The organism is Nostoc sp. (genome assembly GCF_036919675.1).
Lineage (GTDB): Bacteria > Cyanobacteriota > Cyanobacteriia > Cyanobacteriales > Nostocaceae > Nostoc.
The window spans coordinates 1-23,730 of record NZ_JBALCP010000060.1 but is presented as its reverse complement, the minus strand read 5'-3'; the positions used below and the strand labels follow the sequence as shown (position 1 = coordinate 23,730).

Sequence of the window (23,730 nt, the reverse complement as noted above, 5' to 3'; positions counted from 1 at the left end):
AAAAGTGCAATCATTAATGAACTAATTTTAATCAGAAGTGTTGGATGTATCCTTATTTACATTAAAGAGTCTTAAATCTGCTTTTAAAAAATCTACAAACTGCCGTGCTGTGCGTCCAGAACGACCATTATGGCGAGTTGCCCACTGTAATGCTTGAAATTCCAAATCTTCTTGAGTAATATTAATTTCAGCTTGTGCGGCTAGATGTTGTACAATCTTTAAATAAGTTTTCTGATTGGCTGGTTCAAAGGTCAAGGTTAAACCAAAGCGATCGCTAAACGAAAGTTTCTCCTGCATCGTATCCCAGGCATGGATTTCCTCATTATCCTTAGGTGCAGGTCTATCCACATGAAACTCCCGAATTAGGTGGCGGCGGTTGGAAGTAGCATACACAACTACATTTTTCGGCCGTGCGGTTAAATTACCTTCTAAAACTACCTTGAGGGCTTTAAAGGCATCATCATCTTCTTCAAATGAAAGGTCATCGACAAAGATGATAAATTTTTGTGACACTCCCCGTAAATGTTCCACAATTTCTGGTAAGTCTTTTAAATCAGATTTTGACACTTCCAACAAGCGGAGGCTGCGATTACTATATTCATTCAACAAAGATTTCACCAAAGAAGATTTGCCAGAACCTCGACTACCGTAAAGTAATACATGCAATGCCATCTCTCCTGATAATAAAAACTCTGTATTTTTTAGCAAAGCATCTCTTTGAGGCTCGTAACCTACAAGCGCACTCAGCTTAACTGGGTCAGAATACCGAATACCGATAAACTGCCCAGCTTGCCAGCGTAAAGCGCGATATTCTGCAAATAAACCAGAGCCACATTGCTGATAATAAGCCGCTAACTCTTCTACAGCATCACCCCAATTATCTAACTCTTGTAGATATGTAGTGAACTTTGTCTCTACTCCTATCAATTCTTGCTCTTTATACCACACTACTGGTGAAATCGGCATATGAGCTACGCCTTGTATCCACTCACTCAAAGAAGCGCTGCTACATTTATAGAGACTTTGCAATATTTGTAAATCATGCTCAACTGCTGCTACTAAAGCTGGGGGCAAATCTTTAAATTCTCGCACTTCAGCCAGCCTTGTAAAAGGATTCTTAGAGAAGAGAAGTTGAGTAATTAAATAGTCTTCCCAGTTTTGATTTCTAGCAGCCAAAGCGTGGAAGTAACTGCCGTAGGCTTGGAGGCAACCGCGTGCATCGGCGTCAGTGTAACGTATAGCTTGCAACAGTTCCAGAAATGCCATCCCCACTTCGCCTTGCAGAACAGACTGGTAGAGTAAAAGTGAGGCTGCTTGGCGTTGGAGATATTGAACCTTTGTATATGAAGAAATATTTGTCATTGGCATCACTTAATTGTCCATCAATAAACTGTGTGGTATAGCTAAATAACTATGGTAAATTGTCTGCTGACCCTGGCAGTAAAGTCAAAGTCTACATAGGTTTTAACAATGAATTTAAGTATAATTGCTGCTCTTGCCTACGGCGTATTAGCGATTGTTGGTGGCATTATTGGCTACATTCAGGCTAAAAGTAAGGTTTCACTCCTAAGCGGTAGTATTAGCGGTTTATTACTAATACTTGCCGCTTACTTTCAATTCCAAGGACAAACCTGGGGTTCGATTTTAGCTGTGTTAATTACTGTTGTTTTAGTAGTCGTCTTTGGATTTCGACTGGCTAAAACACGCAAGTTTATGCCTGCGGGATTAATGACGATTTTGGGTATCTTGGCATTGGCGGTGATGGCGAATCAATTTGTGGCTTTAGGGACTTCCAGTTAAAAAAACATCGCATCGTAGGGGCGCAAGGCCTTGCGCCCCTACAAATGTACAAATAATTTTGGATAATTTATTTTTTGTCAGTCCCTTAAGGTAGCATCAGTCTCTAAGCAATAACTACCCTGCTGTTTTTTGTCACGCTTAGAACTTACGCAAAAATCGCCAAAAAGTTTAATTTATCGAACCGCGAAGACGCCAAGGACGCCTTCTCTACAAGAGCTTCTCTACGAGAGGCTGCGTCAACGCCAACGCAAAGCGTCTCGTAGTGAAGAATCGTAGAGTGTGCGTAAGTTCTAACGATATTAAGGCGTTCTTCCAGAGGGAGGTGATAATTTGCAGCAGTGAATTAACCAATCGAGTGTTCCTGTGTTTCTGCAATAGTGTACTTAATACAGTTTTGCGTAAAAGCGTAGCGTTTTCAATGCAGGGGAACGCATTAACATTCCAAGGGAATGCATTAACATTCCAAGGGAATGCATTGGCATTGCGTTAAGATGCATTAACAATACAAACTGACGCATTAATAATGCAAGCTGACACATTAACAATGCAAGCTGACGCATTAATAATGCAAGCTGACACATTAACAATGCAAGCCGACGCATTAACAATGCAAGCTGACGCATTGGCATTACAGGGCATTGCTAAATTTAATTCGCTATGAATCTAATGAAATGCTGTAATTAGCGCAAAATCTGGTCAATCATCCGGTTCGCCTGGGAACCATAACCGCCCCCAAATAAATTGAAGTGATTCAAAATGTGATACAGGTTATAGAGCGTTTTTCTCTGCTCATAGCCTGGATCTAAAGGAAAGACTTCGTTATAACCTTTGTAAAAGGCTGCGGGGAACCCACCAAATAATTCTGTCATGGCAATATCAACTTCGCGATCGCCAAAATAAGTTGCTGGATCAAAAATCACGGGTTCTCCTGAGGCTGTACACCCAGCATTTCCGCCCCATAAATCGCCATGTACTAAAGAAGGTTGCACCTGGTGCGGCAATAGTTCCGGGATAGCTGCTAGTAATTTTTCTTCTTGGGGGAAATTTCCTCCTCGTCGCCTTGCCAACTGAAATTGATAACCCAGGCGATGTTTAATATAAAATTCTGTCCAGTCTGCTGTCCAAGTATTGATTTGGGGCGTTGAACCAATAGTATTGTTAATTTTCCAACCAAAACCTTCACTACTGCTAGCTTTATGCATCGCCGCCAACTTGCGCCCCATCTCTTCCCACGAATTGCTGTTACCGCTACCAAGTTCTAACCATTCCAGCACGATGTAGCTAGAATTCTCAGCTACACCCCAGCTTAGAGGTTTGGGGACGCGAATACTAACTGTTGCTAGCATTTCTTTTAAACCCATTGCCTCAGCCTCAAACATCGCAACTTGGGATGCTTGGTTAATCTTAAGGAAGTAGGTTATCTCACCATTGGAGATAGCATAACCTTGGTTGATGCACCCGCCACCAACCGATCGCCGTTGCTGACTCTGAAATTTTTCGCCAGTCACCTGGCTAATATGAGCATCGATTTGAGTCCACATGATTAAATTGGGGAGTGGGGATGAAAGAGCAGGGGAGCAGCGCAGCACGGGAGCAGGGGGAGCAAGGGAAGAAGAACTATTGATTAATGCCCAATGCCCTATTTTCTAATTTATGGCTTGACGACAACTACACCATAAGCATTTGGGGAAAGATACTCTTTGGCTGCTTGCATCAAGTCAGTTGCATCTTGGCTCTGAATATAATCTGGGTAGTTAAAGGCGGGTTCTAAATCTCCCAGCAAGGACTGATAGTAACCATACAACCCCGAGCGATCGCTTGGTGTTTCATTGCCAAATATAAATCTGTTAGCTACTCGCCGCCGCACACGGGCAATTTCTGATTCTGTGACTAACTCGGTTTGGACTTTGCGAATGTGTTGAGCGATCGCATCCTCTACTTCTGCTAAATTTTCCACTGCACATTTAGCTGAAATATAAAATGTCCCTTGCAGCTGATTGCTCATATTGCTCACAGAAATTGAAGAAACCAATCCCCGTTCTTCTCGTAAATCCCTCACCAGTCTTGATGTCCGTCCATGTCCCAAAATTCCTGCTAAAACATCCAGTCCATAGGTGCGATCTAACTGAGTCATTCCTGGAACCCGCCAAACCATCACTAGCCTTGCTTGCTGGAGACTTTCATCTACAAATTCTCGACGGACAATTTCTGTAAATGGTGACTCAGGATTTAGTGTTGAGGGCTGAGTGGGGAGTGGAGAGTGGTGAATTTTATTAGCTTTTGTAAATCCTTCAGCAACGGTTGCAATTAATTCTTCCACAGGCAAATTGCCCACAGCTACAGCAGTAATTGACTGGGGTTGATACCAACTAGTGTGAAAATCTCGCATCTGTTGGGGTTTAAGTTCGGCAATCACCGATTCCGGCCCCAATACCGCCCGGCGATAAGGTAACTCGGTAAACGCTGTCTCCATCACCCGTCGAAATGTCCGCCGTTGGGGATTATCCTCTGAACGCCTAATTTCTTCTAAAACTACTAATCGCTCCCGTTCAAAAGCATCATCAGGAATACTAGCATTTGATACTACATCTATTTGTAGTGGAGCCAGATCGGCAAAATCTTTGGGCGCAGTGGTTATGTAGTAATGAGTATAGTCTTGGCTAGTAGCGGCATTGGTAACAGCACCCCGTTCTTCAATTCGCCGTTCAAACTCGCCGCTAGCCAGTTGTTCTGTTCCCTTAAAAATCATATGCTCTAAAAAGTGAGCCATACCGTTAATGGCATCAGGTTCTACCGCTGAACCAACTTTAATCCAGACGTTGAGGTTTACAGCTTCAACTGGCATCTGCTCCGCGATGATTGTCAAACCATTGGGCAACTGATGCACGGTTGGGGTATTAAGACGAGGAAATTTCCGTAGGGTTGAAGTCATTGCTACTTGTGTGAGGAGCTATGTTACTTCTTTATCTTATCCGTCACCGAAAATTATATAAGAAATACCTCTAAGAGGTTTTACTACGCAAAACCTGTCCCTCTATGACGAGCGAGAGGGACAGACTTCGATATACAGCATGATTGCAACTTGGTGAGGTACAGATAATTTTAAGGGCACAGCAGTGCTGTGCCCCTACCTGTGTACTTCATTTACCTGCAATCTGCTGTATATTTCTTCCTTCTCTTCCTTCTCTACGAGACGCTACGCGAATGCGTTCAACTCTTGGAGACGCTACGCGAATGCGTTCTTTGCGATTCCTTAAAATTGATTTTGACAAAGAGTTAAGCCTTAACCCAAGCGTATTGGGACAGACTTGAACTAAAGTTCAACACAGAAAGAGGTTCGTCGAACTAACGAGGGTAAGGGTTATTGAAGGTTTCCCAAGCAGCAGTAGCCGCCTTTTGCAGGCGAAAGCTGAAGTCTACTAAGTCTTTCATCATTAAGTGCCAGTTTCTCTCAGCTTCATCCTGAATTATCGCCCAAGAGTCTTCTAAGCGATCGCGTTCTATCAGTTTCCTGTCTTCAATTAATTCCCGTGCTTGTCGCACAGCTTTCAAATAGGTTTCACGGGTGAGAGTACCTGCTGACTCTGCTTGGCTGCGTCTTTCTAGTGCCTCAATCAGCGCTTTGGTTTCGCGCTTCACTTCATTACTTTCTCCAGCCATTTCGGTTTCTACTAATTCGTCGGTTTGAGGACTAATTTCTACAATTACTATGGATTCGGTAGATTCAATTATTGTCGTTTCAAAGGATTCGATGTTGTTAGGAGTCATAGTTAAAAATCCTTAATTACAATGCTTACTCTCGGATGAAAACTGCACCCTATAACGATAATCATTAGTCATAGCTGATGGAAGCAAATGACTAATGACAAAAATTTAATAAGCTTTTGTTGGTAGTTGTTGCTCTAATTTAAGCAATGCTGCAACTCGCACCTCTGTAGCAGGGTGACTGGAGAACAAGTTACCTAGAAACTGTCCAGAGATAGAATTGATAATTAATAACGGCTCAAATGCTGGATTAGCATTTAAAGGCATCTGCCTTGCTGAGGCTTCTAAGCGTTGTAATGCCCTGGCTAAGGCACGGGGATTACCAGTTAATCTAGCCGAACCTGCATCAGCAGAGAATTCTCGTGTGCGCGAAATTGCTAGCTGAATAATCGTCGCAGCCACTGGCGCAAGCATTACTGTTAACAAAACTCCCAAAGGATTTGCCCCTCTGTTGTCATCTCGTGAACCACCGCCAAACCATAAGCTGTAACTCACCATTTGCGCTAGGAATGAGATAGCACCAGCAACAGTAGCAGCAACAGCTTGTGTGAGGGTGTCACGATTAATAATGTGGGTAAGTTCGTGGGCGATAACGCCTTCGAGTTCGTCATCTGGCAATATATTCAAAATGCGTTCGGTGACAGCAACAGCAGCGTTTGCTGGATCGCGTCCTGTAGCGAAGGCGTTAGCACCTTGGCTTGGAACGATGTAAACTCTGGGCATGGGAATATTAGCGCGATCGCTTAATCTCTGCACCATCCGATAAAGTCCTGGTGCTTCCCTTTCACTCACAGGCTGGGCGCGGTATACTGCCAGCGCAATCTTATCTGATTGATACCACGAAAACAAGTTTGTTACTGCCGCCAAGCCGATTCCGATGATCAAGCCACTACTACCGCCAATTACCCAGTAACTAATTGCGATCAAAAGACCACTTAGTGCAGCTAGCAAACCAGCCGTTTTCAATTGATTTGTCATATTTTTGCTCTCCTGCTAATGCTGTGGAAATTTTCTAGAAAACAGCATTACTTAAGCTACATTTTGATTCTATCCAGCTAAACTTAGATATATGGTACAGAAAACCTATCAAAGAAGTACGGTTTTCCTACTTAACTTTTATAAATACTAATTTAGTTGTTTTTGATAATTGTTCTATTGGTAAAAAAAATATATTAATCGATAATAAAAAGACATCTATCTATAGTAGTAAATTGTTTATCCAGGCATAAATTACAAGTGCGATGCCTACGCCGGGCTATGCCTACGCCATTAGGGATTTCTAAGAAATAAGTTATTCAAAAAACAAACCGCAGAGGCGTAGAGAAGCCTGTGTATTACGTATTTTCCCACGGCAGTCGCTTATGGGGAGCCAATACATCTAAGAGTTGTAGCAACTGGCGCGATACGGAGAAATGAGAAATAGAGAGGGTTGTTGGATCAGTTTTTTGGACGTTTTTCTATTTGGAAGTCCCTTAATACAGTTGGCGTAAAAGCATAGCGTTTTCAATGCAGAGGGACGGATTAACATTGTATCGGGATGCATTAGCATTGCAGGGGGACACATTAACATTGCATCGCCATGCATTGGCATTGCAGGGAGACACATTAACATTGCATCGCTATGCATTGGCATTGCAGGGAGATGCATTAGCATTGCAAGGTATTGCCAAATTTTATTCGCTACGAATTAATGAAATGCTGTACTTACTTTAGATGCAGACACTTATAACGATTCCCGCATGGGTAAGGTACAGAAAGAATAATTAACCACAGATGAACACAGATACAAGGTAGGACACAGCAATGCCGTGTCCCTCATTAAATGAGAATCGCTATATACAGGTTTTGAATTTATTCCTTGTGCTTCATACACCTGTTAGCAAAAATGGTATCCTTGATTTACAGCTATTGTCAGGTAAATAGACCACGCGGTAGGGGTGCAAGGCCTTGCGCCCCTACGACAGATGTGGTTCAAATACTTGAATTCTGCTGTAAAGTTAAATCAATGGCGATGGAGCTCGCCGAAACCGCCTTTCCAGTCCTAAAAACTATCACTGAAAGGCTGATGGCTCCTACTTTCTCCGCTGACTGCGGGAGAGTAGGGCTTGGCTAAATGCATTACCTGACTCCCCTGTAGAAAGCGTAAGTCTACAAATCGCACCTCAAGGAGTCATGGTATGAAACACTTTCGTCAATTTGAACCGTTTATTGCATTACCACACCTAATTAAGTGGTTGCCTATTTCCGTTGTGGTTGGCATTCTTGCTGGAACAGCTTCTGCGGCTCTTTTAGCATCATTAGAATGGGCAACTGATTGGCGAGAATCGCATCGCTGGATTATCGCTTTGCTGCCCCTTGGAGGCTTCTTGAGTGGTTGGATTTATCATCAATTCGGTCGGACTGTAGAAGCTGGAAATAATCTTTTACTTGAAGAAATCCATAACCCCAAAAATGTTATTCCCTTCCGTATGGCTCCTCTTGTTTTATTAGGAACAGACCTTACACATTTATTTGGAGGTTCAGCCGGTCGTGAAGGTACAGCATTGCAAATGGGCGCTTCTTTGGCAGATCAGTTAACTAAAATATTACATTTTCAAGGAGCCAATCGGCGAATTTTATTAACGGCAGGTATCAGTGGGGGATTTGCTTCAGTTTTTGGTACTCCCTTAGCTGGAACCGTATTTGGTCTAGAAGTTTTAGCGATTGGTAAAATTAATTACGACGCTCTTTTCCCTTCTTTAATTGCTGCGATCGTTGGAAATCAAGTAACCTTACTATTGGGTTTGCATCATACTGCATACCGACACGCTCCCACTATACCGACGCTGACAATTTGGGGGTTGATTGCTGCCATTATCGCAGGTGCAATCTTTGGAATTGTAGCGAGATTCTTTGCTCAAGTAACTCACAAAATTGGTCACTTCTTTAAAGCAAAGATATCTTATCCTCCAATGCGTCCTTTAATAGGCGGTGCGATAATAGCAGCAATTGTTGGGTTAAGTGGTACAACTAAATATATTGGACTTGGTATCCCTACTATCGTTGATTCTTTCTCCACTCAGCTACCTCCTTGGGATTTTGCAGCAAAATTTGGTATGACTGCTCTAACTTTAGGAGCAGGTTTTAAGGGAGGAGAAGTGACACCTTTATTTTTTATTGGTGCAACTTTAGGTAATGCTTTGTCATTGCTTTTAGCATTACCTGCACCACTGTTAGCAGGGATGGGATTTGTGGGTGTGTTTGCAGGTGCAGCAAATACGCCTTTAGCATCAACCTTAATGGGAATTGAATTATTTGGTTTAGAATCGGGAGTATTTATTGCGATTGGCTGTGTAGTGAGCTACCTATTTTCGGGTCATTCTGGAATTTATACTTCACAGCGTATCGGGTTGAGTAAATACTCTGCTGTATATTTAGAAGAAGGGGTAACTTTGGCTAATTATGGACGAGAAAAAGTTAAGCCAAAAATTGATTTACCCGATGATAGCGAAGAAGGAGGAAGTAATTCTCAGGAATAATTTATTGATGCAATTAATGGATAGTTGGGAAAGTGCTGTATATGAGCAGGATCAGGCTTTAACACCAAAGATTGACATAGCGACTGAGATTAAAGTCTTACAGACTCGAATGGTTTATCTATTAGAGTTATTCAGCAAATTGTTTTAAAATTTTAAAAAAGCAAGGAATATGATATTTAGTATGATTACTTTGTTCTGAATAATATCTTCCTATTTCTAACAATAGTTGATCTTTAAATGTCTCAACTGAAGAAGTCCAGTCAATTGGTGGTTGAATTTGGTTCCAGTAATACTTAGCTTTATTGAATGTCAATAAAGCTAAAATTAACTCATTCTCCTCTGTATTATTTTGAGCGTTTTGAAACTGTTCTTTCCATGAATTTCTCAATTTATCTATTGCAGTACAATCTAATCCAGAGCAATGACTAATGCGATTAGATACTTTTGATAAATTACTTTTTAAATCAGAATCAGTAATGATCGCATCTGCCATACTCAGATAAATCTCTCTAAGTAGTAGAGATTTACTATCATAAAGTGTAGAAAAAGTATCAAATATTGGTTGTAGTTCAGGTATGATAAAATATGCTTCTTTATGTATTAAACCCGTAACCCATATACGATGCTGTTTGGCATTTTCTTCATTTATATTGAGTTTTTTATAAAGATCGCAGAAAATTGCTTCTGTATCTGAAAAAGTATAACTATATTCTTTTGTTATATTTTGTGTTTGTAGATCAACATCTACTATTGCAAAAAGTTTTTCTAAACTTAAATATGAATTATTATTATTTTCATCATGCAACTTTGAAAGAGTAAAATATGTATCTAATACATCTTTACGATCTCCGCAGTTAAAAAACTCTGGTCGATATTGACTCCATAGTTTTGGAACACACGCCTTGTAAAAGTTGGAATCTGGCATCTGTTCCATCTTGCTATATGACTGAGGTGACGGTCTGCCTTCGGTGTCCCAAATACCACCTTCGCCTTCGCACAGTACAACGATCTTATTTTTAATTCTACGAGAGCTAATGATTATTTCACAATGTTGTTTTAGTTGTTCTGGCTTAAGACTCATATTTAATTTTTAGCTTCTGACTTTAAAAGTTTTGGTTCTAGTTCCTTAACGTGAGCAGGTGTAAGAGCTTGACATAACTCGTATGAGTGAGTTGCAAGAATATATTGATTACTTGGCGACCATTGGTTGATATCTGCAATTATTTGATATTGCCAATCTGGATGAAATGCTGTTTCAATTTCATCCATTAGTACAATCGCATTTTCTATATTATGGTACTTTATCCACATATAGATACTCAATCTTTTTAACTCACCATGACTGAGGTCTTCGGGATATAGTTCTAAATCATCTTTATCTAATTTAAAACTGACACCTGATAAATCTGTATCTACATTTATTTTTTTATTCAACAATATTATATTTAAATCATTTATTAGGGCTTTGTAGCTATTACCATACTCACCTTTTTTGATAGCTTCTGCAAAGTCTTTGTCTCGAGCAGACTTAAAGGCTTCAATAAGGATATCTACAGCCAGAAAATCATACGTAAAAAAGCCTGGTAATTTAGATTTGGCTAATTTAAGCTGGGAATAGTAGTCAGTTTCATTATCCTGCTTTTTAAATAATAGTTTTCTAGATTCTTTAGAATTAAAAAGAAAAACTTGTGTAGAAGGAGCCGCAAGAAATATTTTTTGTGATAACTCCTTCATGAATATTTCTACTTTGTTCATATCTATGTTATTGATACGGCAAAGTAAAACTTCCTCTTCATCTTTATTATCATTAGCTGAATAATTACAAATATATAGTAGTTTTTCTGATTGCAAATATTTTAAAACTCTTTGTGAAATACGGTAAAGCTGCTCACGTTGTTCATAATATTTTTCCAGATTTAATTTAGATATATCGAGTCTTGTTTGAACTTCATCTTGAAATCCTTCTATAGCTATATTTGCTATTGCTAATCTTAGTTTAGGAGTTCTAAATTCAAATTTTTGAAGTTCTAACACTAACTCTCTAAATATATAATTTTTCTCCTCATTACTCTCAATTTTTCTCACACTATCTAATCTATTAATAGCTTTCTCTAAACCCTGTATTTCCTTTTCAGTAATTGAAATCTTCTTGATAATTTTCTCTAATTGATTTGAAGCAGAAAATTGTAGATAGTTATCATTATCAACCTCGGTCTTCTCTTTTGATATCAATAGCTCCCTCAAATAAGAGTCATTATAAGATAAAAATTCAAGTTGTACAATTTTATCCTCATTCCAGATATCAATTATGGCTAATACTCTTTTATTAGAATTGTTATTAATCGTAAATCCATAAAGTATATTTTTTACAAAATCTTTTTTGTCAGAATCAGTAGAACAATGCAATAAAATAAAAATTAATTGCAAAAGTGTACTTTTGCCACCACCATTTTGACTTCCAAGGGGGAAAATACTAGGAATAAATTCTGGTTCAAAAGTTATATCAACGTTCTTTAAAATGCGAAAATCTGGAACTTGAACTCGTAGTAATTTCATAAAAAGCTCCTATTGCCAACTTGATACTAACTATCTTGATTCTCAAATAGGGTGGGCAGTGTCCACCCTAATCTTTGAGACTTCCAGATTGAGTTTAACTAAGATAGTCAGACTTAATGCAAAAAATGCCTTACACCTTAAACTTCTCGGTAATCCGCTTCATCGCCTCTTCGACATTCTCCCGACTGTTAAATGCCGAAATGCGGAAGTAACCTTCACCCGCAGCACCAAAGCCAGAACCAGGTGTTCCGACAACGTTGACAGTTTGCAGCAGCTTATCAAAGAATTCCCAACTGGATAAACCATTAGGCGTTTTCACCCAGACATAAGGTGCATTCACGCCACCATAAACTGATAATCCGGCAGTTGTGAGTTTCTCACGGACAATTTTGGCGTTTTCTAGATAGAAACTAACCAATCCCTTGATTTGTGCTTGTCCTTCTTCAGAGTAAACCGCTTCGGCTCCCCGTTGGACGATGTAAGGAACGCCATTAAATTTGGTGGACTGGCGACGATTCCACAGTTTCCATAGTTCCACGTCGGAACCATCGGCGGCTTTTCCTGTGAGTGTCTTCGGTACAACGGTTAACGCGCAACGGGTTCCTGTAAAGCCTGCGTTCTTAGAAAAAGACCGAAACTCGATCGCAACTTCTCTTGCACCTTCAATTTCATAAATTGAGTGGGGAATCGATGGATCGGTAATGTAAACTTCGTAGGCTGCATCAAAGAAAATAATCGAGTTATTAGCTTTGGCATAGTCTACCCATGCTTTGAGATATTCTTTGGTAGCAGTTGCGCCAGTTGGGTTATTAGGAAAGCAGAGATAAATTAAATCGACTTTCTTTGAGGGAATTTCGGCGGTGAAGTTGTTTTCAGCCGTAATCGGCAGATAAACTAAGCCCTCAAATTCGCCTTTGTCGTTGGCATCCCCAGTATTTCCCACCATAACGTTAGTGTCTACATACACGGGATAAACAGGGTCAGTAACGGCAATTATGTTGTCATGACCAAATATTTCTAGAATATTGCCCGTGTCGCACTTGGAACCGTCGGAGATAAAGATTTCTGAGGCATCTATCTCGGCTCCCCGCGCTTGGAAATCTTGAGTTGCAATTTTTTCTCGTAACCAAGCGTAGCCTTGCTCTGGGCCGTAGCCTTTGAAGGTATTGCGATCGCCCATTTCTTCCACAGCTTTAATCATAGCTGTGCGGCAAGCCTCCGGCAGAGGTTCGGTAACATCACCAATGCCCAGCCGGATGACCTTAGCATCAGGATTCGCTTCAGCAAAGGCATTCACCCGCCGAGCAATTTCTGGAAACAGATAACCCGCTTTCAGCTTCAGGTAGTTGTCGTTAATAGTTGCCATATGTAGATTATCAAAAACGCCCTCAAACAGCTTACTGCTAATTTATAAGGGCGATAACTTTGTTGTGTTGCTAGGAGTGGGGAGACAAGGGGACAAGGGAGACTACTAAACCCAATACTGCGACATCGGCTTCATCGAGCGAAGTCGAGATGTTCAGTACAAGTGCCCAATACTTCTCTATGAGAGGCTGCGCCAACGGCTTCTCTACGAGACGCTCTTGCGTTCGCTCAGTACAAGTGCCCAGTGCCCCATAATCAAATATTTATCGGCTGTTTATTATTTTCTGATGTGTAATAACTGTTGCGATCGCCAATTTGGAACTGCGTGAGTGATTCTTGACCTGTAATTAATCTTGCTCCGCGATTACGGGTGAAATAGTTCCATGCCCACTGAATCATTACTACTAATTTGTTGTTAAATTCAATTAAGAAGTAGATGTGAATCAATAGCCAAAACAGCCATGCAAAGAAACCTTTTAGCTTGATAAAGCCCAAATCTACCACAGCAGAATTGTGTCCAATCATCGCTAAACTACCCCGATCAACATAAGCAAAGGGTGACAAACTGTTACCTGTAAGCCGCTTTTGGACTAGCGCTGCTACATATTCACCTTGTTGCTTTGCTACAGGTGCAACACCAGGTAGGGGTTTACCATTTTGATGAGAAAAATTTGCTAAGTCGCCAATTACAAAAATATTGGGATGTCCCTTAATACTCAAGTCAGGTTCGACAATAACGCGTCCAACGCGATCGCATTCGGCATCTGTGCGTTCTGCTAGCACTTTTCCCATTGCTGAAGCTTTCACACCTGCTGCCCATAATACTGTTTTTGAGGCAATCTCTTTAACTTCATCGCCTTGTTTGAGGGTAACAATATCATTTTCAATATTCGTTACTAGTGTTTTTGTCTGGACAACTACCCCCAACCGCGTCAGGGATGCTTCCGCTTCTTGTGATAACTCTGGTGCAAAGGGTGGCAGAATGCGATCCAGCCCTTCTAATAGCAAAATCTTGGCTTCCGATGTGTCGATGCTGCGGAAATCTTCTGTGAGAGTTTGATTTGCCAATTCTGCGATCGCGCCAGCCAATTCTACACCGGTTGGGCCACCACCGACAATTACAAAGGTTAACCAGGCACGGCGTTTTTCTGGATCAGTTTCTTTTTCTGCGGCTTCAAAGGCCGTAAAAATCCGGCTACGCATTTCTATGGCATCTTCTACGGTTTTCAAGCCGGGCGCGAATTCTTCCCAGTTATCTTTGCCAAAGTAGGAATGCTTCGCACCTGTGGCAACAATTAACGTATCGTAAGCTATTGCTTCGTCGCCCACAGTCACTTGTTTTGCTTCTGGATCAATATTATTCACCTCTCCTAGCAGCACTTTGGTATTCTTGCTCTTGCTGAGTACAGAACGCAACGGTGAAGAAATATCAGCAGGAGACAAAGCACCCGTAGCGACTTGGTATAGGAGGGGTTGAAATAGATGAAAGTTACGTTTATCAATCAGAGTAACGTTTACTGCTGCCTTGGCGAGTGTTTTTGCCGCATACAGTCCACCAAAACCACCGCCAACAATAACTACTTTATGAGGTGGATTATTGTCAAGTGAATTTACCATAAGAAATATTATCCTGTGTTCCGACTATTGTAACTATTCTTAACAAATTTGTATCAAAATTGTCATCATACATTTTGTATTGTTTTTTACATTTGATTGAAGATTAAAGTAATCAAAACAACAGGATAAACAGAAATTTTCAAGATGGAGGCTCAGACAATAAGATTTGGCAATATTTGAATTAATTTTTACTTATGTAAATTTATCAAAGGTAGATGTATGATTTATGCAAGTTCACTCAGAACTAGTTGATTCTGGTGTTTGTGTTAAACGTAGTGAATGAGTTCGCCGCCAACGAGTAAAGCCATAAATAAGAGCAGTAAAAATTAACAAATAGGGACTGTAAACAATTAACCAAATACTCAGCTTGAGTAAGCCAACGGAAAATGCACTCAAAGAGTGGGTGGAGTTGTTCCAAGTTTCCTGAACTTGCAAACCAAAAGCAGGTTGGGGACTGGTGCTAGAAACTGCTGCTTCTAGGTTCAGGGTAATAGTGGAATAAGCAACTTGATTTTGTAGGCTTTTGAGTTGGGCATCAATTTGTTCTATTGTTTGCCGGACATTACTCAGTTCTTGGGCAACACTAAGTACATCTCTAACAGAACCCGCCCGATCCATAATCTTTTGCAAATTGGCTTCAGTTTTCTGCAAATTGGTTAATCTAGCTTGGAAATCCACCAGGCGATCGCCCACATCTTCGGCAGTGATATTGCGACTATCGACAGTGCCCAATTTAGCTAGTTGTTCTAGAGTAGGTTCTAGCTGATTCTCTGGTATCCGCAATTGTATTGTTGCTGTGTAACGCGGGTTGTCGTTTTTGGGTTGTTGTTGTTTCAACCCGATTAAATCTCCTTGCTGTTGATTGATAATTTGCGAAATGGCATCAATAGTCTGATCTACAGAGTTGACAGTCAAAGAGATTGCTGCCTTTTTGATGAGTTGAGGACGAGAACGCGCTATTGGTGCAGCTTCTGCCTTTTGGGAAACACTGTTTTCACGAGCAGGTGCAGATGCTGGATTTACCGCGTCATTGGCTGCAATTTGAGGTGCAGCCTTATTTGCCGTCTGTTCGGAAGAGGCGCAACTGGTGAAAATCATCCCTCCCAATAACGCACTTATAAATAAAGCAGATGTGTGCGGTAATTTAGTCGAAGCGTACATAATCTACCCCCAGATGGATGAAGTTAACCCCAGTATTGCCCACATAAAACTCAAAGCCTGTATTGTTGCGATTTATGTAACAGAGATCAAGAGTGCTGAGTTTGGTAAAGTAAATCCCCATGCATAACGTAATTACGAATTGTTAATGGTTCATAGTTCATCTGTAGTACTCAATTTGGGGTACAATCAAAAGCCTGTAAATTAATGACGACGCTTGCTGACAGGAGATGCTTCTATGGCCCGGATGTATTATGACGAAGATGCCAATTTAGACCTTTTGGCTGGAAAAACTATTGCTATTATCGGCTATGGTTCCCAAGGTCATGCCCACGCTCTCAATCTCAAAGATAGTGGTTTGAATGTGATTGTGGGATTATATCCGGGTAGTAAGTCAGTAGAAAAAGCTGAAGCAGCGGGGTTAACTGTGAAGAATGTTGCAGATGCTGCCAATGCTGCTGACTTAATCATGATTTTGTTACCTGATGAAGTCCAAAAAACGATTTACAAAAACGAGATTGAACCCAATTTAGAAGAAGGGAATGTGTTAGCCTTTGCCCACGGTTTCAATATTCACTTTGGGCAAATTGTACCACCAGCTAACGTAGATGTGGTGATGATAGCACCCAAAGGGCCGGGGCATATAGTCCGGCGGACTTATGAACAGGGTGAAGGTGTACCAGCGCTATTTGCAGTTTATCAAGATGCCAGTGGTCAGGCACGCGATCGCGCGATGGCATACGCTAAAGGTATCGGTGGTAGCCGCGCTGGTGTTCTCGAAACTACTTTCCGCGAAGAAACCGAAACTGATTTATTTGGCGAACAAGCAGTATTGTGCGGTGGTTTGAGTGCTTTAATCAAAGCCGGATTTGAAACTTTAGTAGAAGCTGGTTATCAACCAGAATTGGCTTATTTTGAATGTCTGCATGAAGTCAAGCTGATTGTTGACTTGGTTGTAGAAGGCGGTTTAGCCAAAATGCGCGACAGTATTTCTAATACGGCTGAATATGGCGATTATACCCGTGGTCCGCGGATTGTTACCGAACAAACCAAAGCTGAAATGCAGAAGATTCTCAGCGAAATTCAATCTGGACAATTTGCACGGGAATTTGTTCTGGAAAACCAAGCTGGTAAACCAGGATTTACCGCCTTGCGTCGCAAAGAAGCTGAACACAAAATTGAGGAAGTTGGCAAAGATTTACGCGCTATGTTTAGCTGGTTGAAAAAAGCTTAAGCAAAAGAAAGACAATTATCCAAACCCTACTTCCATTCCTCTCCCCGAAAGGTCGAAAGGCTTTGAATTTCACCTTCTTGCGTCAGGAAGGGAGTCAGGGGGTTAGGTCTTTGATGACTTTGATTGATTTCGCATAATACTTTTCAAACATCCTCTTACAGCTATTTTCAGATAAATAGCTGTAACTTATACTAATTAGCTGTAAGGTTGCATAGAACAAGAGGGTTAAAGCCCTATTACAAGGACACAGGGATGAAAAAAATTTTTAATTTCTGTTTCGAGGTTGAATTTTATCTAAAAATCGCGATTTCTTGTACAATTGTTCAGCAAATATTTTATTGGCTATTATACAATCTAGAACTCAACTTTATAAATCAGGTTTTGTTATACTGGCTTGTTGGTTCTATCTCATTTTATAGCATTGGTCTTTTAATCGAAAAGGTAATTAAAAACAATGATAATTTGAGAGAGAAACTAACTGTCAGAGTTAAGAAAGTCAAAAAACAACCATTTCCTTCCTTTACTGCTAAAGGCATTATTACTGGAGAAGTAAAAAGTTTCATAGCAGCTTTAATTATCCTCTATTTAGCTCCAGAGGTAAATAGAGGAAATAGTTTGCTCTTAAACTTTGGATGGTTTTTGATGAGAATAATTGCTGCTGATTTCTGTTTTTACGTTTCCCATTCGCTACTTCACAGAAAATTCTTGCAGAAAATACATCTGAAACATCATGAGTTTGCCGACTCATCAAGTTTTGTTGCTGGACATAAGAGTTTAACTGAATATATTATTATTACTATTACAGACCTTTTGCCTATTTTTATATTTGGGTATGATATAACCCAGTTATGTGCTTGGACTATTATAGGCAATGCTTACAACCTAGAAGGTCATAGTTCCTTATCAATATTTTTTGTCTCATCAGATTTTCACGATCTTCACCACAGTTGTTTCAAGGGAAACTATGGGATTCAAGGATTTTGGGACAGGTTATTCAATACACTAAATCTTCCTACAAAGAAGCCAGGAATTATCTTTCCTGTAGCTTCTTTGGAGCATATCACTATGAAGTCGTCTAGTAATTTGGATTAAGTATAGCAATCCGATTTGATTGCGTGAAAAAATCTAAGTATATGTAGGGGAGCCAGCCGTTTGGGCGGGTTTCCCGACTTGAGCGGACTGGCGTTGTGTTATCGCCCTTGAGTACGGCACTTAGAATCAGAGGTGGTGCGTTAGCCTTTGGCTAACGCACCCTACGTGTATTTCAAAAATCAAATATCAGTCCTATAGCTTAGAATCTGACACTTCTTAATTAGGCAAGATTGTCAAATTAATTCAGACTTCTGAATTATGTTTCATAAATTACCACCCCATTGTTCCGGCACTACCTTTAAATGGCCCGACAATATCAGCAGTAATCCATCCCCCGTAGAAATCACCAGGTTGAGACATAACTAGCTGATCATTTACATAGCAAGCATCCATTAAACTAGGGTAAAAAGCATAATATTCTTGAATCGTTACAAAATCAGGTGTGGGTTCCAAATATCGCCAAGCAGCGTTATTTATATACTTATCACCGATGCTTAATATCATAATATTGACACTTACCTTTCCATTCACACCAGGTTTTTTTAGGTGTTTCTATCAGATATTCTAGTTTAATGTCTTCAGAAGGAAGGTAATAAACAGGAGGATGGCTAGTTTCTAAGACTCTTTTAGCTTTACTTGTTTCTGCTAAAACAATACCATTACAAATCACCCGAATTGATTTGTTACTATCTTCTAAACGAGCCGGACGGGGATAATCCCAAACTGATTCTTGACCGGGTTGTGGTAGGATAGGATTTGGTTTCATTCTCAATAATCTCCTTGCAAATCTTGAGCAATTCTAAAACCAGCGTGTTGATAAAAGTAGGGACGAAACCAGTTGCGATAGGTTGGTGATGCCATTGAACCATTAGTAGCCCAAGAACCGCCGAGCATCATCTGATGTTTGCCATCAAAAAAGGGTGCTGCTTGATCTTCGTAAAGCGGGTGAGGTTCAAATCCTGGTAGGGCGTTGAAAGTGTCCCCTAACCATTCCCAGACATTTCCTCTGAGATCATAAAGCCCACAAGCGCTATTAGCTGGTTTGAACATTCCCACTGGGCTGGGGGAAATGAATTGTAAGTTGAGATTAGAGTTAGTTGATAAGTGGTTATCCTTACAGGTAAGTAAAGCTTGATTCCATTCGGCTTCACTCATCAAGCGGATTTCTGAGCCTTGAGAGCGACAAAATGCGATCGCTTCGTAGTAATTGACTTCCACAGGCCAGTCTAGGGGTAAGTCTATTTCGTCGAATGTGGCTCGATAGCGGTAGCCATCCTGCAAAGGTATCCAGAATTTGGGATGTTGGGCATTGTAGAGTTGCTTCCAATCCCAAGATTCAGCATTCCAGTAGTCTGGATTGTTGTAACCACCAGCTTGAACAAATTTTAGATATTCTCCATTAGTGATTAGATATTGACTAGCTAAAAACGGTTTTACTTCAACAGTGCGATCGCCATATTCGCTATCCCAACCGAATGTAAGATCATCCTTGGGTTTTCCTAGTTTCACCACACCACCTGGAACCCGGCGCATTTCATTGTTGGGAATGTTCCCCTTGCTAGGTGCATAATTCCAGCCTTGGGGACGTTCTAGGCAATCAGTAGGCAATTGACGCACCAGCATCGAAGAGGTTTCAAAGTGAACGCGACTATGTTCTATTCCCATCAACAAAGCCCAGAAGGGATGCTGTTGATGAATCGGGAGATCCAGGGAAGTATTTTGAATCACCTTTGTAATAGCTTCTCGTGCCTTGTCTCGATATTGCCAAACTTTTTCTACATCAGGCCAGCTAACTCCTTGCATAGCTGCGTCGAGTTCTGTCGGTGTTTCTGGATTAACTCCGATTTCAAATAGGGTTTCGTATTGGGAATTAATTCGAGCTTTGATTAAACCAACTCTAATTAACTTGTTGATGAAAAAAACAGCTGAGTGACCAAGATAAAAAATTAGACGGTTTCTTAAAGGATCAGGGTTAAAATAAAAAGTTTCTTCCCTGACCAAACTTTTCATGAGTGTTTCTTCAAGCTCCCAAGAATTTTGAAAGTAGTTGAGCAGGCTTTGTGAACTGCAATCATTCAGTGTGGGGACTTGAGTCGATGTCAGTTTATTTATCGTTGAAACTAAAGGCATGATATTTTTGACAGGATATTAACTGCACAAATTACATAAACTACAATTTATTACAGAAATAAGTGTTGTTTATCACATTTTCTCTTGTGTCGTCATGATCAGCCAATTTGCTCAATTTGTAAATAGACAAAGAATGTATTTTAAAATACTTAAACTACGGCTTGCCAGAATAATATCAATAATGAATTAGCGTTCAATTACTTATCTTAACTGAGTTTCAGATGATTTTTCTGGAGTGGAAACATAGCACTTCTCGTTTGTATGCAATACACTCTCACCTTTCTCCTAAAAGGAGAGAGGCTTTCCTCGTTCCCAGCCAGAGTCTGGGAATAGCTATTGTGAGGCTTTGCCTCCTAAATTTGCGGCAGAGCCACTTTTAATGCATTTCCAGCCAGAGGCTAGAAACGAGAATTTTCTCTCGTGTTTTGGCTTAAGTTAACACGCAGAAGCAATATTCCCTACAAGTGGTCTGTATTCCATGCAAATCAGAAGCGCTATATTACCCGAAGACTTATTGATAATAATTAAATAAAAGTGTGGGGAAGTAGTTAGGCAAAGCTCCGAAGGCAGCGGTGAAGATGTCAGCCAAAGCGTTTTCATCCCCGTTAGGGGAAGTGGTTATGGAAAGTCCTTTGGCCTGTCGGGAATTAAGGTTAAATCAATCGTGCAGTGATTAACAAATCGTTTGTGCATAACTAAATGTTATTGATAAAAATTTGGAGTATATGGAGGCTGGTGCTAAAGGAGAGATTTAGCGTCAACCTCCTCACAATCCATCTGCACCACACAATTTCTTCCTTGTGCTTTTGCCTGGTAGAGTCCCTGATCAGCAGTAGCAATTAAGGTTGCGGGAGATAATTGGCTATGAGGAGTGATGGTTGCCACACCAAGACTTAGCGTAATGAATTGACTGACCTGAGAATGGGGATGAGGCTTTTTTAACGCACTAACATTGTTCTGAATATCTCTTGCAACTGCAATGGCCGATTCGATATCAGTATTTGGTAAAATAACTGCAAACTCTTCTCCACCATAACGAGCAACTAAATCAGCCGGGTGTTTAACTGTCTGAGAGATTGCCTTGGCAACCTGTCTGAGTGCATCATCTCCTGCCAGATGTCCATGCGTATCGTTGTAAAGCTTAAAGTAATCGACATCGCACAAAATCAAAGATAACGAGGCTTGCTCTCGTGCCAATCGTTGCCACTGTGCGTTGAACGTATCATCAAAGCAGCGTCGATTTGCCACTTGGGTTAGACCATCCGAACAGGCAAGGCGCTGTAATTCATGATTTGCTTGTTGTAATTGGTGGTAAAGTTCTGATTGCTGAATAGCGATCGCAGCTTGACCTGCTAACTGGTTAAACAAGTTAATCTCCGATTGCTGCCATTGTCTGACATGATGGCATTGGTGAGCGATCAATAGTCCCCACAAACCATCTTGCTGCAAAATGGGCACGATAAGGTATGCCCTGATTTGCATACTTCGGAGGAACTCAACATGACACGGTGATAGTCCGGGAGATTCAATGTCTTCGATCGCTCTGGTGTTACCTTGTTGAAAGTAAGCTACACGGCTAGGTTGAAAGCACGTGTCTATGGTGTATCCCTGAATAGACATACACCCTTCTGCTAAGGATTCTACAGCGACTAAACCACTCCAGTCTGCCTCAAACTGATAGATCACCACTCGGTCTACCTCAAACAGTTGTCGCACTTCGGCTGCTGTGGTTTGCAAAATCTCGTCTAACTCTAACGATTGTCGAATGCGTTGCGTCACAGCTGTGACAATTCGCTCGGACTCGCTTTGGTGTTGGACATGCTGCTCAACTTGCTTACCATCTGCCGATGCTACAGTTAACGCGATCGGATCAAAGTGAGGAGTTGTAGTGACAGGCACTTCACTGGGTTTACCAATCAAATAGCCTTGAGCAAAAGTTGCGCCTCGTTCTCGCAGCCAGTTCAGTTCCTCAATGCACTCAATCCCTTCAACGACGCTGTGGATATTTAACTTTTGAGTAATCTCCAGAAGCTTCTCTGTAATCGAAGCTTTGTAAAGGTTTTGATGCACATCTTGAATTAACTCTATGTCCAACTTAATAAAGTCTGGACGTAACTGATGCAGCAAGTTTAGGCTGGAATAGCCAGAACCGAGGTCATCAAGGGCTATTAAAAAACCAGCATCCCGGTAGTATTTGAGCACTGTCTTGAGATGGTCTAAATCTTGAAGATTGTCTGACTCCACGACCTCAAAAATAACGCGCTCATGGGAGATGCCTGCTTGATCAATTGCCTCTACCGTACTACGTAGGCAAAAAGCTGGATCATAAAGTGCCGTTGGTGCAAAATTGATGAAGATGTGCCCGCTCACTTGATGGCGGCTGAATTGAGCGATCGCGCTCAGGCGAGCAACTCGGTCGAGTTGTGGTAAGAGTCCAGCTTCAGTTGCTAACTCCAGAATTGGTCCCGGTAGCACTAAATTGCCTTGTTCATCCAGCCCCCGCAAGAGTGATTCATATCCATAAATCTGCGATGTATCCTTAATTGAGACAATTGGTTGGAAGTAACTGGTGAATCGTTCCGTTGCCAGCATTTCAACCAGCCAGTCGGATTGGTTGAACTTAATGAAGCGTTGTAATGAGGTTATGTCACTAAAATCGTGGAGTTGAGGTTGGATAGCACCTTGAAGGAAAAGGACTTGCGTCTCTTTTAATTCTCTCGGTGCAAGTAGTTGGGCCAGGCTACGGGCAATTTCTTGTGACTGTCCCGGTCTACAGTCCAAACTCAGACCTGGACGCTTGTGCATCAGTTCAAACTTCAGGGCAAACTGCTGTAGGTAGGAGGTGACTTTTTTCAGTGTATGGGGAACGGGGAACCAGAGAAAGAGCCTGCCTGCCTCCTTAGTCCGGCAGCGTGCAACATTGCGACAAGCACAGGTTTTGGAGATAGCACATATTTGGCTCATAACTAACTAATCTGCTCAATCCGATTTCTTTTATTATTCCCACTATTTTTAATCTAAAAGATAAACTACACTTCAAATAGATGAAGATTTGATGAGTTTAATTAATTGAATAATTTAGTTGAGCAGGTAACTCACCAACACATCCATAAGGTTATACTAAATGCTTAAGTAGTTACCGATCTATTTTATGCAATACAGCAATTAACCAGGAGTTATATTAACAATTTAAGTTACCAGATCAAGGCAAATATCAGTCAGAATAGGAATAACTTTTAGCTGGATTAATTAAGAGTAAGTATATTAATTAAAAAAGAATCTAACCTCAATAAACCAATGCGCTTAGGTTAAGGCTTGATCCTCCCTAACCCTCCTTTTTAAGGAGGGAATTAGAGCAAGCGTATTGCTTAATAAACAACAAAAGCTCTCAAACAAGTCAATAAGGGACTTCCAAGGAATAAATTACTCAAAAAAAATTATAAGCTGACATTTAAAAAATAATGATAATCATTATGAAGGGGTGAGAGGTGGTTG

At 40.8% G+C, this 23,730-nt stretch carries 19 protein-coding genes, 1 pseudogene and 1 riboswitch; of the genes and pseudogenes, 6 read left to right on the top strand and 14 right to left on the bottom strand.

What is annotated here, in order from left to right; translation table 11 throughout:
• Window positions 1-27 precede the first annotated feature (27 nt).
• A complete protein-coding gene (locus V7K49_RS11905) occupies window positions 28-1,368 on the bottom strand; it encodes an ATP-binding protein (RefSeq protein ID WP_335205667.1) in 1,341 nt (446 codons plus the stop codon).
• Window positions 1,369-1,470: 102 nt separating this feature from the next.
• On the opposite strand from V7K49_RS11905, the gene V7K49_RS11900 reads away from it, so the two are divergent.
• Window positions 1,471-1,800, top strand: a complete 330-nt coding sequence (locus tag V7K49_RS11900; RefSeq protein WP_335205666.1) for a TMEM14 family protein — start codon at window positions 1,471-1,473, stop codon at window positions 1,798-1,800.
• Window positions 1,801-2,480: 680 nt separating this feature from the next.
• Here V7K49_RS11900 and V7K49_RS11895 read toward each other — a convergent pair.
• From V7K49_RS11895 to V7K49_RS11875, 5 genes are all read right to left on the bottom strand, one after another.
• Window positions 2,481-3,341, bottom strand: a complete 861-nt coding sequence (locus V7K49_RS11895; protein WP_335205665.1) for a fructosamine kinase family protein — start codon at window positions 3,339-3,341, stop codon at window positions 2,481-2,483.
• 110 nt (window positions 3,342-3,451) lie between these two features.
• On the bottom strand, window positions 3,452-4,732 hold the full coding sequence (locus V7K49_RS11890) for a M16 family metallopeptidase (protein ID WP_335205664.1): 1,281 nt from the start codon (window positions 4,730-4,732) through the stop codon (window positions 3,452-3,454).
• A 208-nt stretch (window positions 4,733-4,940) separates the two neighbouring features.
• Entirely contained in the window at window positions 4,941-5,072 is a 132-nt protein-coding gene (locus tag V7K49_RS11885) for a hypothetical protein (protein ID WP_335205663.1), read from the bottom strand.
• A 73-nt stretch (window positions 5,073-5,145) separates the two neighbouring features.
• A complete protein-coding gene (locus V7K49_RS11880) occupies window positions 5,146-5,568 on the bottom strand; it encodes a hypothetical protein (protein ID WP_335205662.1) in 423 nt (140 codons plus the stop codon).
• 105 nt (window positions 5,569-5,673) lie between these two features.
• A complete protein-coding gene (locus tag V7K49_RS11875; RefSeq protein WP_335205661.1) occupies window positions 5,674-6,543 on the bottom strand; it encodes a zinc metalloprotease HtpX in 870 nt (289 codons plus the stop codon).
• A gap of 528 nt (window positions 6,544-7,071) precedes the next feature.
• Between V7K49_RS11875 and V7K49_RS11870 the strand changes: the two genes are divergently transcribed.
• Window positions 7,072-7,278: a hypothetical protein gene (locus tag V7K49_RS11870; RefSeq protein WP_335205660.1), complete on the top strand. Its 207-nt coding sequence runs from the start codon at window positions 7,072-7,074 to the stop codon at window positions 7,276-7,278.
• A gap of 285 nt (window positions 7,279-7,563) precedes the next feature.
• Window positions 7,564-7,647, top strand: a riboswitch (Fluoride riboswitch).
• A 95-nt stretch (window positions 7,648-7,742) separates the two neighbouring features.
• Window positions 7,743-9,083 (top strand): voltage-gated chloride channel family protein, encoded by a 1,341-nt coding sequence (locus V7K49_RS11865; RefSeq protein ID WP_335205659.1) that lies wholly within the window; start codon window positions 7,743-7,745, stop codon window positions 9,081-9,083.
• 127 nt (window positions 9,084-9,210) lie between these two features.
• Here V7K49_RS11865 and V7K49_RS11860 read toward each other — a convergent pair whose 3' ends face one another.
• The 5 genes from V7K49_RS11860 to V7K49_RS11840 form a co-directional block, all read right to left on the bottom strand.
• Complete coding sequence (locus tag V7K49_RS11860; protein WP_335205658.1) at window positions 9,211-10,164, bottom strand: hypothetical protein; 954 nt, start codon at window positions 10,162-10,164, stop codon at window positions 9,211-9,213.
• 2 nt (window positions 10,165-10,166) lie between these two features.
• Window positions 10,167-11,639, bottom strand: a complete 1,473-nt coding sequence (locus tag V7K49_RS11855) for an AAA family ATPase (protein ID WP_335205657.1) — start codon at window positions 11,637-11,639, stop codon at window positions 10,167-10,169.
• Window positions 11,640-11,769: 130 nt separating this feature from the next.
• Window positions 11,770-13,005, bottom strand: coding sequence for an LL-diaminopimelate aminotransferase (locus tag V7K49_RS11850; RefSeq protein WP_335205656.1), 1,236 nt, complete (start codon window positions 13,003-13,005; stop codon window positions 11,770-11,772).
• Window positions 13,006-13,259: 254 nt separating this feature from the next.
• On the bottom strand, window positions 13,260-14,621 hold the full coding sequence (locus tag V7K49_RS11845; protein WP_335205655.1) for an NAD(P)/FAD-dependent oxidoreductase: 1,362 nt from the start codon (window positions 14,619-14,621) through the stop codon (window positions 13,260-13,262).
• 234 nt (window positions 14,622-14,855) lie between these two features.
• On the bottom strand, window positions 14,856-15,782 hold the full coding sequence (locus V7K49_RS11840) for a DUF4349 domain-containing protein (RefSeq protein ID WP_334867659.1): 927 nt from the start codon (window positions 15,780-15,782) through the stop codon (window positions 14,856-14,858).
• Between V7K49_RS11840 and V7K49_RS11835 the strand changes: the two genes are divergently transcribed.
• From V7K49_RS11835 to V7K49_RS11825, 3 genes are all read left to right on the top strand, one after another.
• Entirely contained in the window at window positions 15,709-15,909 is a 201-nt protein-coding gene (locus V7K49_RS11835; protein ID WP_334867725.1) for a hypothetical protein, read from the top strand. The genes V7K49_RS11840 and V7K49_RS11835 overlap by 74 nt on opposite strands.
• 90 nt (window positions 15,910-15,999) lie before the next feature.
• Window positions 16,000-17,013 (top strand): ketol-acid reductoisomerase, encoded by a 1,014-nt coding sequence (ilvC, locus tag V7K49_RS11830; protein WP_334867720.1) that lies wholly within the window; start codon window positions 16,000-16,002, stop codon window positions 17,011-17,013.
• A 252-nt stretch (window positions 17,014-17,265) separates the two neighbouring features.
• Window positions 17,266-18,105, top strand: coding sequence for a sterol desaturase family protein (locus tag V7K49_RS11825; RefSeq protein ID WP_334867661.1), 840 nt, complete (start codon window positions 17,266-17,268; stop codon window positions 18,103-18,105).
• A gap of 270 nt (window positions 18,106-18,375) precedes the next feature.
• Here V7K49_RS11825 and V7K49_RS11820 read toward each other — a convergent pair.
• From V7K49_RS11820 to V7K49_RS11810, 3 genes and pseudogenes are all read right to left on the bottom strand, one after another.
• Window positions 18,376-18,871: pseudogene (locus V7K49_RS11820) on the bottom strand (DUF427 domain-containing protein).
• A 2-nt stretch (window positions 18,872-18,873) separates the two neighbouring features.
• The gene (gene ovoA, locus V7K49_RS11815) at window positions 18,874-20,235 is read right to left on the bottom strand and encodes a 5-histidylcysteine sulfoxide synthase (RefSeq protein WP_335205654.1); all 1,362 of its coding nucleotides are present in this window, start codon (window positions 20,233-20,235) and stop codon (window positions 18,874-18,876) included.
• A 738-nt stretch (window positions 20,236-20,973) separates the two neighbouring features.
• Window positions 20,974-23,199: an EAL domain-containing protein gene (locus V7K49_RS11810; RefSeq protein WP_334867665.1), complete on the bottom strand. Its 2,226-nt coding sequence runs from the start codon at window positions 23,197-23,199 to the stop codon at window positions 20,974-20,976.
• Between the last annotated feature and the right edge of the window lie 531 nt (window positions 23,200-23,730).